General features: G+C 34.0%; 19 protein-coding genes and 1 pseudogene. 11 read left to right on the top strand and 9 right to left on the bottom strand.

Going from position 1 to position 12884, the window contains the following annotated elements; genetic code table 11:
• Genes A3835_04640 through A3835_04625 form a run of 4 tightly spaced genes read right to left on the bottom strand, consistent with a single transcriptional unit; the run spans window position 1 to window position 3457 of the window.
• Window positions 1–570: a phosphoheptose isomerase gene (locus A3835_04640; GenBank protein ORI07789.1), complete on the bottom strand. Its 570-nt coding sequence runs from the start codon at window positions 568–570 to the stop codon at window positions 1–3.
• Complete coding sequence (locus A3835_04635; protein ORI07788.1) at window positions 545–1963, bottom strand: bifunctional heptose 7-phosphate kinase/heptose 1-phosphate adenyltransferase; 1419 nt, start codon at window positions 1961–1963, stop codon at window positions 545–547. Before A3835_04635 ends, A3835_04640 begins: the two co-directional genes overlap by 26 nt.
• On the bottom strand, window positions 1956–2945 hold the full coding sequence (locus A3835_04630; GenBank protein ORI07787.1) for an ADP-glyceromanno-heptose 6-epimerase: 990 nt from the start codon (window positions 2943–2945) through the stop codon (window positions 1956–1958). The genes A3835_04635 and A3835_04630 overlap by 8 nt, the downstream gene beginning before the upstream one ends.
• Entirely contained in the window at window positions 2942–3457 is a 516-nt protein-coding gene (locus tag A3835_04625) for a D,D-heptose 1,7-bisphosphate phosphatase (GenBank protein ORI07786.1), read from the bottom strand. The genes A3835_04630 and A3835_04625 overlap by 4 nt, the downstream gene beginning before the upstream one ends.
• 91 nt (window positions 3458–3548) lie before the next feature.
• Between A3835_04625 and A3835_04620 the strand changes: the two genes are divergently transcribed.
• From A3835_04620 to A3835_04605, 4 genes and pseudogenes are all read left to right on the top strand, one after another.
• Window positions 3549–3851 (top strand): cytochrome C, encoded by a 303-nt coding sequence (locus A3835_04620; GenBank protein ID ORI07785.1) that lies wholly within the window; start codon window positions 3549–3551, stop codon window positions 3849–3851.
• Between the two features lie 299 nt (window positions 3852–4150).
• The gene (locus A3835_04615) at window positions 4151–4483 is read left to right on the top strand and encodes a hypothetical protein (GenBank protein ORI07784.1); all 333 of its coding nucleotides are present in this window, start codon (window positions 4151–4153) and stop codon (window positions 4481–4483) included.
• Between the two features lie 117 nt (window positions 4484–4600).
• A complete protein-coding gene (locus tag A3835_04610; protein ORI07783.1) occupies window positions 4601–4840 on the top strand; it encodes a hypothetical protein in 240 nt (79 codons plus the stop codon).
• Window positions 4841–4922: 82 nt separating this feature from the next.
• Window positions 4923–5066: pseudogene (locus tag A3835_04605) on the top strand (addiction module antitoxin).
• Window positions 5067–5118: 52 nt separating this feature from the next.
• Here A3835_04605 and A3835_04600 read toward each other — a convergent pair.
• Genes A3835_04600 through A3835_04580 form a run of 5 tightly spaced genes read right to left on the bottom strand, consistent with a single transcriptional unit; the run spans window position 5119 to window position 6347 of the window.
• Complete coding sequence (locus A3835_04600; protein ORI07782.1) at window positions 5119–5352, bottom strand: histidine kinase; 234 nt, start codon at window positions 5350–5352, stop codon at window positions 5119–5121.
• Window positions 5353–5362: 10 nt separating this feature from the next.
• A complete protein-coding gene (locus A3835_04595) occupies window positions 5363–5569 on the bottom strand; it encodes a hypothetical protein (GenBank protein ID ORI07781.1) in 207 nt (68 codons plus the stop codon).
• Window positions 5570–5614: 45 nt separating this feature from the next.
• Window positions 5615–5851 (bottom strand): histidine kinase, encoded by a 237-nt coding sequence (locus A3835_04590; protein ID ORI07780.1) that lies wholly within the window; start codon window positions 5849–5851, stop codon window positions 5615–5617.
• The gene (locus A3835_04585) at window positions 5848–6099 is read right to left on the bottom strand and encodes a hypothetical protein (protein ID ORI07779.1); all 252 of its coding nucleotides are present in this window, start codon (window positions 6097–6099) and stop codon (window positions 5848–5850) included. The genes A3835_04590 and A3835_04585 overlap by 4 nt, the downstream gene beginning before the upstream one ends.
• Window positions 6096–6347: a cobalt chelatase gene (locus A3835_04580; GenBank protein ORI07778.1), complete on the bottom strand. Its 252-nt coding sequence runs from the start codon at window positions 6345–6347 to the stop codon at window positions 6096–6098. The genes A3835_04585 and A3835_04580 overlap by 4 nt, the downstream gene beginning before the upstream one ends.
• 286 nt (window positions 6348–6633) lie before the next feature.
• Between A3835_04580 and A3835_04575 the strand changes: the two genes are divergently transcribed.
• From A3835_04575 to A3835_04545, 7 genes are all read left to right on the top strand, one after another.
• Window positions 6634–6960 (top strand): hypothetical protein, encoded by a 327-nt coding sequence (locus A3835_04575; protein ID ORI07777.1) that lies wholly within the window; start codon window positions 6634–6636, stop codon window positions 6958–6960.
• Window positions 6961–7083: 123 nt separating this feature from the next.
• The gene (locus tag A3835_04570; GenBank protein ORI07776.1) at window positions 7084–7305 is read left to right on the top strand and encodes a phosphonate transporter; all 222 of its coding nucleotides are present in this window, start codon (window positions 7084–7086) and stop codon (window positions 7303–7305) included.
• 37 nt (window positions 7306–7342) lie between these two features.
• Complete coding sequence (locus A3835_04565; GenBank protein ID ORI07775.1) at window positions 7343–7648, top strand: hypothetical protein; 306 nt, start codon at window positions 7343–7345, stop codon at window positions 7646–7648.
• A 238-nt stretch (window positions 7649–7886) separates the two neighbouring features.
• Window positions 7887–10079, top strand: a complete 2193-nt coding sequence (locus tag A3835_04560; GenBank protein ORI07774.1) for a hypothetical protein — start codon at window positions 7887–7889, stop codon at window positions 10077–10079.
• The gene (locus A3835_04555; protein ORI07773.1) at window positions 10076–10522 is read left to right on the top strand and encodes a hypothetical protein; all 447 of its coding nucleotides are present in this window, start codon (window positions 10076–10078) and stop codon (window positions 10520–10522) included. The genes A3835_04560 and A3835_04555 overlap by 4 nt, the downstream gene beginning before the upstream one ends.
• 1 nt (window position 10523) lies before the next feature.
• Complete coding sequence (locus tag A3835_04550) at window positions 10524–11648, top strand: zonular occludens toxin (protein ID ORI07772.1); 1125 nt, start codon at window positions 10524–10526, stop codon at window positions 11646–11648.
• Window positions 11649–11673: 25 nt separating this feature from the next.
• Window positions 11674–12861: an ABC transporter ATP-binding protein gene (locus A3835_04545; GenBank protein ID ORI07986.1), complete on the top strand. Its 1188-nt coding sequence runs from the start codon at window positions 11674–11676 to the stop codon at window positions 12859–12861.
• Window positions 12862–12884: the final 23 nt, after the last annotated feature.

Genomic DNA, 12884 nt, shown 5'->3' with positions numbered 1-12884 from the left:
TTAGCCCCTAAAAGCCTCATCTACGGCTTGACATATCGTGTGAATGAAAAATATGTGCGACTCTTGAATTCTTGCTGTATCGCTTGAGCTAACGACTAAATTTAGATCACATCCTTCATTCATCGCGCCGCCACCTTTGCCGCTAAGTCCAAGCACTGATACGCCCATTTTCTTGGCACTTTTTATAGCTTCAAGAACGTTTTTGCTGTTGCCGCTTGTTGAGATTGCCACGAGCAAGTCGCCAGACTGAGCTAAGGCCTCAAACTGGCGTGAAAAGACATAGTCAAAGCCGTAGTCGTTGCCAATGGCAGTAAGTGCCGAAGTGTCGGTAGTTAGCGCGATGCCAGGGAGCGCTTGACGCTCGCTTTTATATCTGCCAGTTAGCTCGGCTGCAAAGTGTTGAGCATCCGCCGCAGAGCCACCGTTACCACATATCAGCACCTTTTTGCCATTTTTTAGCGTATCAGCCACCATCTGGCAAGCACACTCCAAGCTACCTAGCAAATTTACATGCTCGCTAAAGGTCTTTTGGTGAGCCTCGAGCTCATTTTTTATCATCGTTTTTAGCATCTTTTATCCTTTTTATTATCCCTGTTGTGCTTTTGCCCTCGACAAAGTCGATCAGCCTGACCTCTTTTACGATCTCGCTGCCAACTACCTCTTTGCCCTTGTAGTCAGCCCCTTTTACAAGCACGTCTGGCTTTATCTTTGTTATCAAATTTAATGGCGTATCCTCATCAAATATCACGACATAATCGATAAATCCAAGCCCGCTTAGCACGCAGGCTCTATCATCTTGCGAGTTTATAGGCCTAGCCTCGCCTTTTAGCCTCTTAACTGAAGCATCTGAGTTTAGCCCAACGACCAAAAGATCGCCAAGCTCTCTTGCGCGCGCTAGGTATTTTACGTGTCCAGCGTGCAAGATATCAAAGCAGCCATTTGTGAAAACAACCTTTTTCTTATCCTTTTGGCTCAAAATTTCTTCTAATTCCTCAACACTTTTAAGCTTGTGTTCGAAATTTGCCCCAAATGAGCTATTTAGCAGCTGCTCGATTTCGCTAAAGCTAGCCGTTGCACTGCCTATCTTAGCTACGACGACGGCTGCAGCGAGGTTTGCTATCTTTATTGCCTCTTTTATATCAGCCTCGTTTGCTAGCATGTAGCCAAGTGTGGCAAGCACCGTATCTCCGGCACCTGTGACATCAAAGACCTCTTTTGCTTTGGCGGCAAAGATGTGCAGCCTATCATCATATAGCGCGATGCCCTCTTCTGAGATCGTGATGATAGAATAGGTCAAATTTAGCTCGTCTTTTAGCTGTTTTATCGCCTTTTCAAGCTCAGCTTTATCTTTTATCTTTAAATTTGTAGCCTCGCTCGCCTCTTTTTTATTTGGCGTTAGAAGGGTCGCGTTTTTATATTTTGAGTAGTCGCTGCCTTTTGGATCAATAAGTACTGGGATATTTAGCCTCACGCACTCGTTTATGATCTCTTGGCAGACTTTTTTGCTAAGCACGCCCTTGCCGTAGTCGCTTAGTAAGACAGCCTTGAAATTTACAAGGTTTTCTTTGACTTTTAAGATGAGCTCATCTTCTAAATTTATCTTGACAACGCTCTCTTTATCGATCCTGACAACTTGCTGGTGCGATGCCATGATGCGGCTTTTTATCGAGCTTTCACGCCCTTTTTCGGTGAGGATCAGCTCATCTTTTACATTTAGCTCAGCAAGCTTTTCTTTTATCTTTTTGCCAGCCTCGTCATCTCCTAAAACGCTAGCCACGCTCACATTTGCGCCAAGCGAGAGTAAATTTCTTACTACATTGCCAGCGCCACCAAGCGTGTAGGTTTCGTTATTTATCTTAACAACCTGCACTGGCGCTTCTGGCGAGATACGGTCGCAGCTACCCCAAATATAGTGATCCAGCATGAGATCGCCGACGACTAAAATTTTAACTCTCTTAGCCATTTAGCTCTTCCTTATAAATTCTCTTTATCTCTGGTAAGTAGTCTTTGATCGCCTCTTCTAGGCTCCAAGTCGCGCTAAAACCAAATGCCTCGCGAGCTGGGGCGACATCGGCCTCTGTGTGAAACTGATATGAGCCGATAAATGGGTTTTTGATGTATTCGTTGCCTAAATTTACGCCGATCTCACGCTGCAAGATGTCAGCGATATCTTGAAAGCTTCTAGCCTTGCCAGTAGCTGCGTTATAGACACCACTTGGCGCGTCAAGTGCTTTTATGTTTGCGTCAATAATGTCTTTTATGTAAACGAAGTCTCTTTTGATCTGGTCGCTCCCTTCAAAGAGTCTTGGCGTCTTGCCAGCTAAAATTTGCAGGCCAAACTGAAGCACCATCGAGGCTGTTTTATTTTTGAAAAACTCGCCCTTGCCAAAGACGTTAAAATACCTCAGTCCAACCACGCTCACGCCGCGCTTTGCATAAATTTTATTGATATTATCCATGCTTAGCTTGCTAAAGCCATATACGTTATTTGGCGCTTCGCACTCGCCAACTGTTTGTGGGCTCTTTGCGTTACCGTAAGTCGCCCCTGAGCTTGCGTAGATCATCTTTGCGCCCAAACTCTCGCAGATGTCAAGTAAATTTACAAAGGCATTTACATTTGTTTTTATTAGCTCGTCTTGCTCTTTAACGGTCGTATCTGAGATCGCTGCCTCGTGATAGATGACGTCTGGAGCAAAGTTTTTTATCTTCTCAAGCGTGCTGCGATCGTTAATGCCACCAGCGTAAATTTCACCCTTAAAGCCAAGTAAATTTTTAAAATGTCCAAAGCTTTTTAGGTTGCCATTGCTAAATGTCTCGTCGTTTCTAAATTTATCCACTACAAGCACGTGAGCGTCTTTAAAGTTTTCATCAAAATAATGCGCCAAAGCTGAGCCGATAAAGCCAGCGCCGCCAGTTATAACTATTTTTTTTCCGTTTAAATTCATAGTGATTTTTCCTTTTTTAGCTTATTTAAAACATCTCTTACATCTTTAAAATTTATGCCATCAAGCAAGAAATTTCTGCCCACACCTGCTCTTTTGCCAGCCTCGATGTCGCTTGGCTTATCGCCTATCATGATCGAGTTTTCAAGGTCGATGTTAAACTCTTTGCAAGCATCAAGTATCATTTTTGGATTTGGTTTTCTGCAAGCGCAATCCGCCTCTGGAGCGTGCGGACAAAAATAGACTTTGGTGATAAAAATTTGCTCTTTTTTAAAGCTTTCTAGCATAAATTTGTTTAGAGCGTCAAACTGCTCCTGCGTGTAGTAGCCCCTGCCGATGCCTGATTGATTTGTCACGACAAAGAGCTTGTAGCCAGCCTCAGCAAATTCTCTTAACGCATCAAAAATGCCATCGATAAATTTAAAGTCTTTTATCTCGTAAACATATCCAGCATCTTCGTTTATTACGCCGTCTCTATCTAGAAAAAGTGCTTTAATAGGCTCATTTTTATTCATTTGGTGATTATAGCCAAAATATTTTAACTAGCTTCTTGCGAATTTACCTTTTTGTACTATAATGCACAAACTTTTTTACAAAGGATGAAAAATGAAAAAATTACTAATTGTTTCTAGCGTTGCGGCTCTACTTTCAACTGCTGCCTTTGCTGCAGATGGTGCTGCTATCTACAAAAAATGCATCGCCTGTCATGGTGCAAAAGCTGAAAAAATGTTTAATAATAAAGTTCCAGCTTTAACATCTCTTGATGCAGCAGCTATCGAAGAGGCACTAAAGGGTTATAAAACAGGAGCAAATAAATTTGGTCTTGGCGCTATGATGAAACCAATCGCTACTCCAATGAGCGACGAAGATGCAAAAGCAGTAGCTGAATACATCCAAACTTTAAAATAATAATTAGGGGCATTCGCCCCTCCTGCATTTTTAAATTTATACTAATAATCCATAAAATAATACTAGATGATAAATCTTCTTTATATATTTATGAAATATTTTGCCAAGAGTTAATACAAATTTTACTTTTTGTATTTATAAAGAGATGATGCCTATTTTTTACTAATCTTCCTTTTTACATATTAAATATTCTACTTTACAGAGAAATTTTTAGAGCCATAAAACAACGCTTAGAGATAGCTAAGAGCGTAAGTAAAATAGAGGCTCGCAAACTCTTTACTGAAACAAAAGACGACCAAGTGCTTCGTATGGCTTACTGCTGGGTATCTCAAGGTGCTTATGGTAACTGCAAAGACCTACCCTTAAACAAGTGCCCTATAACTCATCTAAACCATGATACAGCAAATCGTATGTGGTGGGCCGTAAGAAACCATCTAGGATATAAGGGAGAAAACAACACTCACGGACTATACGTATTACGCCATACAGTGGCTTCTAGGTTAGTGAGTTTGAAGGGATTTAATGCACATAAACTGATGGCTTTTATGGGTCATACAGATATTAAAAGTAGCTTACACTACGTTCATCTCAATGTTGATGATATACGTGACGGTATAGGAGTTGGCGTTTAGTTTTTAAATGATAAAGATATGAGGCATTTGGTTGCGGAGGACGGATTTGAACCGCCGACCTTCGGGTTATGAGCGTTAAGGACTTATTTTATGTTATAATGTTCGCAAAGGATAGTTATGGAAAATAAGAATTTATGGGAGTTTTTAAAAATTAAACTCGATTTCTTAAAGCCTTTTCTTACCACGCTTTTACTTTTAGATGCTGGTTTAATAGGTTTTATCTTTCTTAATTTTGATAAAAATGGGTTTATCTTAAATTTTTGCTCTACCATTGCAATCTTTTTGGTAAGTATTTTATTTTGTTATCTTTTAAAAGCATGTTTAGACGTATTAAAAGAAATGAAAGGATTATTATAATGTCAATATTTGGTTTATTCTTAATAGTTGTTTTTGCTGTTTTAGTAACTTGGGCTGGTGTAAAAATATCTAAGGTTTGATCTTGAAAGAAGAATTTACAAAATTTAATCTAGAAGACTATTTAACAACCGATAAACTTAGAAAAGAATATTTAAATCAAGTTTTGGTTTATGGCGATATCAAAGAATTTAAAAGAGCATTATTCTATATAGTAAAATCAATTGGATCTGCTATTAAAAAAATGCAAAGCAATAATAAAGTTTAGTATTTTCACCCTGTTATCCTATCTCTTTTTTAAGTATTCTTGCTTTTATGTCTGATAAATAAAATTGTTGCTCTATTTCACTCAACCTATCAAATAGTTCTATTAGCTCTTTGTGCGTTGGATTAATTTCACTTTCTTTTTGAAAATAAAATTCTAGTATTTTGTATAGATTTGGGTTAGTTTTTTCCCAGTTGTATATAGTTTTTATATCCTTTCCAATAAATTCAGCTGCTTCTCTTTTATTCATTTACCTATCTCTATTTATTTTTTATATTTAGTTTTCCATTTTTTGCTTTTTCTTTTATTTTTTCTAATTTTTCTAAGAATTTTTGAGTTTCCAAAATTTGATCGTCTAGTGCTAGACCTTGGTTTATTAATCTGATTAATTCTGGCTTTTCTTTTTCCCAGTTTGTGAGTGTATTTCTTGTAATATTTAATTTTTCTGCTAACTCTTGTCTAGTCATTTTTTATACTTTTTAACAAATTATTTTGCATTTTATTAGATTTTTTCATTTATCCATCTCTTTTTTAAGTATTCTTGCTTTTATGTCTGATAAATAAAATTCTTGTTCTATCTCACTTAGCTTATCAAATAGTTCTATTAGCTCTTTGTGCTTTGGATTAGTTTCACTTTCTTTTTGAAAATAAAATTCTAGTATTTTGTATAGGTTGGGGTTAGTTTTTTTCCAGTTATAGATAGTGCTTATATCTTTTTCGATAAATTTGGCTGCCTCTCTTTTATTCATTTATCTATTTCTTTTTTTAAAATTCTTGTTTTTATATCTAGGATATAGTATTGAATTTCTTGTTCTGATAGTTTTTCAAAGAGCTGTATTAATTCTTTATATGTATCATTTACATATAAGCTTTCTTTGTTTTTCTTTGAATTTAATCCATTTTCTATAACTTCAAAAAGTTCTTTTCTATTTTTACGCCAGTTGTATATAGTTTTTTCGGCTATTTTGAGCTTTTTTGCGATTTCTGCATTTGTCATTTGTATGTTTCTGTTTGTTTTATTTCTTTTTCTAATACTTTTACTTTTAGGCTAGATAAAAAATATTCTTGTTCTATGTCTGATAATTTTTCAAAATATTTTTTTAATTCATCTATTTTTGAAGCATTTTCTTGTGTAGAGTTAATATTTTCCATAATAAAATTATATAGTTTAGGTCTTGATTTTTCCCAGTTATAGAGAGTTCTTAGCTCTATTTCAAGTAAATTTGCGATTTCTTTTTTTTCCATATTCTTTGAAATTCTTTCATTTTTAATTTTTATTTAAGTTACATTATGAAATAATTTCATTGTTCGTATGAAATGATTTCATATTTTCGATTCTATCGAAGGTATGTAAATTTTGCCCTTAATATGGCTTTAAACTATTTATAAATTGACAAACCGCCCGCAACAGAGTGAAGATGTTTTGGGGCTTGTTTGTTTCAACCTTAATACGTTGTAAAACTGTTGGGGGTGGTGTAGCTCTGCCCCTAAAATACTAAGCTACAAATAAATATTTCTTAAGGAGCTACACATGTACACTTACCTTTTAGGCCTTTGTGACGAAGTTCGTCCAATTTCTCGTATCGACAAAAAGACCGGCGAAGTTTCATCATCTATTGATATAACTATTACATTTGAAAGTCGTGACCAGCATGGCTATCTTGTTAAATCAACCGAAACTATCAATTATGACTTTTCTTTAAAGCCTAAATTTGATTCCGTCAAAGGCAAATATATTGCTGTTCCATATCGTTTTTTAAATACTCGTAATGGTGCTTATATGTTCCCTGATGAGAGTTTGAGTTTCCAAGTTTTCAATGAAAACCCTTTTTTAAAGGAAACAAAGCCATCTAAATAACAAAAAGCGGGGGCTATGCCTTAATGTGAGTAGCAAACCACTCTCCCGCATTAATCTCTAGAAAGTTTATTTTTATAGATTTTCTAGAGTTTAAACTCATAATTTTATAAAAAGGAGTTAGATATGGAAAAAACTAAAAATTTTCTAGAATCTACTAAGGTTAAAGTTGCTGCTGTTGGCTCTGCATTGCTTTCAGCTCCTGCTCTTTTCGCTGGAGATGCTCCAGTTATTCCAACTACGCCGTTAAAAGCTGACTATGCTTTATTTGACTACGTATTTGCTGGTGTTATCGCTGTTGCTTTCATCTTTATGATAGCTGGCAGAGTTAAATCTTTCATCAAGTAATTTTAGGGGCTTCTTGCCCCTTTAAAGGTGCATAATAATGAAAGAAAATGCTATATATATCCCTAATTTAAATATCTGCGTTAAAGATTTTTATATAAAAGATAAAACAATATTTCTTGAAAATTTCGATAGTAGCGTTTCTATTTCTTATGATTCTCTTTCTAATTTTCAAACTAATTATATTTTTAATACTGAAACTAATATTTGCTACATGCAAAAAAATGATTTAATTTCAAACTTAGGTATATACGAATATCAATTTAATTTTTTAATGGGTCTTTCTGCGATACTTATAGCATTTTCTTTCCTTATTGGCTTAATCATAGTCGGAGCTACACGATGATTGAAGTATTTAATAACGATGTATTTAACTATTTTTTAAACGTTTTTTCTCTCTTTTTCGTTCCTATTTTTATTTACGTTATAGCTCTTTCTTTTGTCAAATAGGTTTTAAATTTTAAAGGTGCTCGATACTAAATTTTTAACTTCATTTTTTTCTTAAAAATGAAGCGACAACCGAGGGCGTCAGTAATTTATAGGAGATAAATATTTATGAATAAAATTTTATTTAAGGATTTTATATGAAATTTCTAGTTAGATCTTTCATTTTCTTATCTCTTTTATGCTCTTTTGCTTTTTCTAATGCTTGTTCTGGTGGCTTATGTTCGGTTATTCGTGATAAAGACTTTGATAGCTCTTTTAAGCCTATTGATGGCAAATTTTTAAAAGGTAATAATTATTACGGTCTTAGATCGCCTGAAACTGGTTATTACTTTATCTATTCTTTTACAATTACTCAAGAAGCTTATTATTTTTTAGGCTCAAAAACTCCTGGTTTTTATGTTGGGTTTAACTCTAATCATGTTTATATAGGTGGCGAGCGTAGAACTGGCCGTTTTGGTCAGCGTGGTGGTGGTGGTATTTTTGATTATTTTGTTGCTTCTGATAATCCTACAGATCCTGTTTTTGATTATTATGATTTTACTGTCTTTGTTTCACATGATGTTGCAAGATGTAAGCTAAATCAAGAATTTAACACTGATACTATGCAATGCGTTGATTCTTGTCCAGCTGGTCAAAAATGGGACGTTGAAAAAAATACTTGCGTTGATTCTTGCCCTGCTGATCAAATTTTCAATAAAGAAACTGGTAAATGTGAGCCTAAATTAAAACGTCCTGACTGGTGTCCTTCTCCTATGATTTATAATGAAAGAAAGGTTGAGCTTCTTTTAAGAGATAAAATTGTTGAAGAGTGTCTTCCTGATCCTAACATTGATAGGGATAAGTGTAAATCATTTGGCATGGTTTATCATGATTGTGCTGATCTTTATGGTCTTGAATTGACTGCTTGTATGAGTTTCCCTGAAGGTTGTTATACAACTTCTACCCTTTATAAACTTGAAGCCGAACAACAGCTCGAAAGTGATCTTTTTCTTATGGGCGGATTTATGATCCCCTTGCCTATTAATTCTATAAAAAATGGTCTTACTTCTTTATCTAATTTTTTTAAAGGTTTGTTTGCTAGTGGCTCTAAAGCACCTAAGATAAATTTATTAGAATATAGACCCCAAATAGTTGATATTAAAGCTACTAAGGCTGGTCCTGAGCCAGTTTTTGATTTTAAGCCAGTTGATGATTCCGCTATTGCTTTAAATAATACCTTTAGAGAAACTGGCAAGATTGATTCTACTATTTCAACTTCATCAAATATTATAAAATCTCCACAAAAACTAGCCGATGTTTCTCCAAATTTAAGAAAATTTGATTTGCCAAAAGACGCTTCGGTTTCTAAAATTGAAAATAATACTATTGTTACCGCAAAGCTAAAGGATATGTCTAAGCCTATCCCCACAAAAGAGATCACTGTTCCAAATGAAGTTAAAAATATAAATCTTGATTATGATCTAAATACTATGTTTAAAACTTCTGATAAGCCTACTCCTAATTTGCCGATGACAATTAAGCAAACTAGCAATACTGGCAATAAAGCAACCTACAAAGGTAATATTGTTACGCCTGATCAAAGTATTATAGATGTTGATGTTGTAGAAACTACCACACAAACTGGTTCAAGGGTTCAAGATGTAACTTATTCTTATACTTATAAAACTCCAAAAGGTAGTAGTAAATTTTCAACTGGTTATGTTAATACTATTGGTTCTGATAATAGAGTTAATAATTCTATTCCTAAAGACGGGACGTCAAGTTCAGGTGGCAATTCGTCTAGTCCAGGTAATGGCGGTAGTGGTTCATCTACTACTACACCTACCCAGCCCTCACAGTCTATTGATTTAAGCTCTTTGGAGCAAGCTATAAATAGAAATGGTGCTAAGCTTGATTCTATAAACGATACTTTAACCTCTATCAAAAATCAGCAGCTCGAGCAATGGAACTATGAGCCTAATGTTAATACTGCCACTTCTTTTTCGGCACTACAAAGCGAGCTTGCTAAATTTGATGTGTCTGTTAATGACGCTTTTAATTTTTTAAACAACTTTAAAAGCGATATTGACAATTTAATGAATAATTTTAACGAGTCATTAGAAATTTTTAATAAAGGCATTGAATCTCCTGATATTCCTAAAGGTACTTGTCCTTTTACTATTAGTGGCCCAACTCCTGGTAGTGAGAAAAATAATTTATTTGAGATCGATCCTTGTCGTATTGTTACTCCTTATAGGTCTATTCTTACGCTATTTTTTACGATTTGGTTTAGCTTCGAGATCATTATGTTTTCTTTGAAATATCTCTTTAGGGTAGGCGGTGAATCATGAAATGGTTAATTGGTGCTGTTGGCGGTTTTATAGTTAATTTTATTGAATTTCTAGTCAAGAAAATTGGTATAAGAAATACCATTTTAGCTTTTGTTGTGCCTATTTATGCTTCTTTTGTGGCTTTTCTTATTGCATTTGCTGGCTATGCCATTTTATTTATTATGAAAATTTGGAATTTGCTAAGAGAATATATCCCTAAAATGTTTGATTATGGCTCTAGTGTTAGCGGTTCTTTTGGTGGCTTGCCTAATCAAACTGTTTTAAACTCTGCTATGGAGTTTTTACATCAAAGTGGTTTAGCTTCTGCTTTTTCAACTGCTATGACTTTATTTATATCTATTCTTAGTCTTTTCTTTGCTCTGCAGCTTTATAAGGTTATCTTGTATGTTAGAGCCAACATTACTAAGATCATAACTGACCTATTAACATTAATGAGTAGATAAAATGTTAAGCTTGATTATAGGTCCGCCACGCTCTGGAAAAACATATAAAGCGGTTCATATAATAAATGATGAGTATGAGCTACATTTAAAAAATGAATCAAAGTATAGATTTATTTATACTAATATTAATGGCTTAAAATTTGATCATTTTGATGGCTTTGTAAAGCAATATGATAAAAATGATTTTCTTACCGCTGTTAGTCAAGAATATACGCTTAGTTCTCAATATGAAAATGGCTTTTTAGATAATGTAGATAATTATGATGAATATGCTTTAAAAAATGGCATCTATGAAAATTATCATCATTGCTTGATAGTTCTTGATGAAGCTTACAACACCTTTACTAAGACATTTAATGATAGTCTTGGTAGGTTTTTAAGTTATCACGGACATTTTGGCATTGATATTATTTTTTTATTTCAGTCTAAACGTCAGACAAATAGAGAATATTTAGTTCATACTGAATTAATGTATATGGCCCAGCCTAGTGGCAAAAGGCTCTTTAGTAGTCTTTTTAAATATAAAGTTTATAGCACTTCATCTAATTTTAATTATAATCTTATTCGCTCTGAAAATCTAAAATTTAATCAAAAAGTATCAGATTTATATAGTAGTGGCTCAAAAGAAATTTATAAAAGCTATGCAACTAAAAAGATCTTATTTTTAATAATTTTTATTATAGCTTCTTACGCTATATATAAATTTCTAGAGCCTAAGCATGAGCCAGCTCAATCAACTAGTCAAGATACTAGGTTTGTTGATTTAAATACTTCTGATTCTAAAAAGCCTAAAACAATTTCAAATAGCGTAGATAATTCAGATATAAACACCACTATTTTTAATAACAATAGAATCTATCTAAAGATAACTTGCTTTCCAAATGGTTGTAAATTTAGAAATTATGCCATTGATTTATCTTTAGATAGCTTCTTAGAACTTCTTTCTTTTTCAAACTGCCATATATTCTTACAAGATAAGAAGTCAGGCAATTACATTGATTATTTTGTTTCTTGCCATGCAGATTTTGAAAGAGTTTTAAAAAGCTTAGAAAATTCATCACAAGGGTTTGCAAATGAAAAATCTCCAAAGACTGATTCTAGTCCTATGCTTCCTGCTCTCAAGTAGTTTATCTGCCTTAGAATATCGTAACATTACCTTTAACGATTTTTTAGGCGAGATTAGTTCTATAACTGGCAAAAATATTGTCATTAGTGGTAACGTCGATACTAATTTTGACGTATTCTTACCTACGCTTGATCTAAGTAAAACCGATACTTTTTCTAAGTTGCTTAAAGATATTTTAAACGTTAATGGCCTTGATTATTTGATACAAGATAGCGTTTTGTTGATATATAATCCAACTACTGAGGATAAGCCAGTATTGAATGATTATATAATCAAATTTAAGCACGTTTCCAAAGAAGATGTCGTATCTGCTCTTTCTTTATTTAGTGAAAACATAAAATACACTGTTTATAGTGATAGGATACTGCTTATTACTACTGAAAGTCAGTATGAGATTATTAATAATCTTATTAATGGGCTTGACACTAGCTATCAATTAAGGCAACTTAGCTTTACAATTATTAGCACAGACAATACAAAACTTAAAGAAATTGGCCCACGTATAGAATCACTTTTAAATCCACTAGATCATTTTTATTTTAAAATTATTACCAACGTTCTTACGGTCGATAGCACCAAAGTTAATAAAGATTCCGTCACCAGCCTTATAAATTTACTCAAAGAAAAGGGTGTATCTGATCTACTTTATAATCCTAGAGTTACTCTAATTGACAATAAAGACAGCGTAATCGAGAGCGTTATAAAAACTCCTATTCAAAAATCATCAATCGAAATTCAAAACAATCAAAGAATGACTACAAACCAAGTTGATTACCAAGATGTTGGCTTAAAGCTTTATATTACAAATGTCTTAATTACTAATGATAGCGTTAGCTTTACTTTGGATTTATATATAGAAAGTTTGCTTGATGATACATTGACTCCTAGAATTTCTAGTAGGCATCTAAAAACAAATGTATATCTTACTGATTCAAACTCTTTTCTTATTGGCGGTATTAATAGCAAAGAAACAATAAAATCAACAAAAACTATTCCTTTTGTTGAAAATATTCCTATTCTTGGTGATATAACTACATATAAAAGCGAAAAAACAACTGATTATAGCTTTAGTATATTCATAACAATGCTTCCAGCTGAAAAAGATATTTTTTCTGAGTTTTATTATGATCCAAAAGATAAACACCTTGCCTTAGAACGCTACCTAACGAGCGCAGCGCGCAACGCAAAAGGGGCCCCACGTAGTGGGGAATGAGCGTGCGCTCTTGGCTATATATA

This window comes from Campylobacter concisus (assembly GCA_002092835.1).
Lineage (GTDB): Bacteria > Campylobacterota > Campylobacteria > Campylobacterales > Campylobacteraceae > Campylobacter_A > Campylobacter_A concisus_K.
This window is presented reverse-complemented; position numbering and strand designations above follow the sequence as displayed.

What these genes read in the sequence shown, in the direction of transcription:
- A3835_04640 (ORI07789.1), bottom strand. Translation starts at nt 570, where the DNA reads ATGCTAAAAACGATGATAAAAAATGAGCTCGAGGCTCACCAAAAGACC.
- A3835_04635 (ORI07788.1), bottom strand. Translation starts at nt 1,963, where the DNA reads ATGGCTAAGAGAGTTAAAATTTTAGTCGTCGGCGATCTCATGCTGGAT.
- A3835_04630 (ORI07787.1), bottom strand. Translation starts at nt 2,945, where the DNA reads ATGAATTTAAACGGAAAAAAAATAGTTATAACTGGCGGCGCTGGCTTT.
- A3835_04625 (ORI07786.1), bottom strand. Translation starts at nt 3,457, where the DNA reads ATGAATAAAAATGAGCCTATTAAAGCACTTTTTCTAGATAGAGACGGC.
- A3835_04620 (ORI07785.1), top strand. Translation starts at nt 3,549, where the DNA reads ATGAAAAAATTACTAATTGTTTCTAGCGTTGCGGCTCTACTTTCAACT.
- A3835_04610 (ORI07783.1), top strand. Translation starts at nt 4,601, where the DNA reads ATGGAAAATAAGAATTTATGGGAGTTTTTAAAAATTAAACTCGATTTC.
- A3835_04600 (ORI07782.1), bottom strand. Translation starts at nt 5,352, where the DNA reads ATGAATAAAAGAGAAGCAGCTGAATTTATTGGAAAGGATATAAAAACT.
- A3835_04595 (ORI07781.1), bottom strand. Translation starts at nt 5,569, where the DNA reads ATGACTAGACAAGAGTTAGCAGAAAAATTAAATATTACAAGAAATACA.
- A3835_04590 (ORI07780.1), bottom strand. Translation starts at nt 5,851, where the DNA reads ATGAATAAAAGAGAGGCAGCCAAATTTATCGAAAAAGATATAAGCACT.
- A3835_04585 (ORI07779.1), bottom strand. Translation starts at nt 6,099, where the DNA reads ATGACAAATGCAGAAATCGCAAAAAAGCTCAAAATAGCCGAAAAAACT.
- A3835_04580 (ORI07778.1), bottom strand. Translation starts at nt 6,347, where the DNA reads ATGGAAAAAAAAGAAATCGCAAATTTACTTGAAATAGAGCTAAGAACT.
- A3835_04575 (ORI07777.1), top strand. Translation starts at nt 6,634, where the DNA reads ATGTACACTTACCTTTTAGGCCTTTGTGACGAAGTTCGTCCAATTTCT.
- A3835_04570 (ORI07776.1), top strand. Translation starts at nt 7,084, where the DNA reads ATGGAAAAAACTAAAAATTTTCTAGAATCTACTAAGGTTAAAGTTGCT.
- A3835_04565 (ORI07775.1), top strand. Translation starts at nt 7,343, where the DNA reads ATGAAAGAAAATGCTATATATATCCCTAATTTAAATATCTGCGTTAAA.
- A3835_04560 (ORI07774.1), top strand. Translation starts at nt 7,887, where the DNA reads ATGAAATTTCTAGTTAGATCTTTCATTTTCTTATCTCTTTTATGCTCT.
- A3835_04555 (ORI07773.1), top strand. Translation starts at nt 10,076, where the DNA reads ATGAAATGGTTAATTGGTGCTGTTGGCGGTTTTATAGTTAATTTTATT.
- A3835_04550 (ORI07772.1), top strand. Translation starts at nt 10,524, where the DNA reads ATGTTAAGCTTGATTATAGGTCCGCCACGCTCTGGAAAAACATATAAA.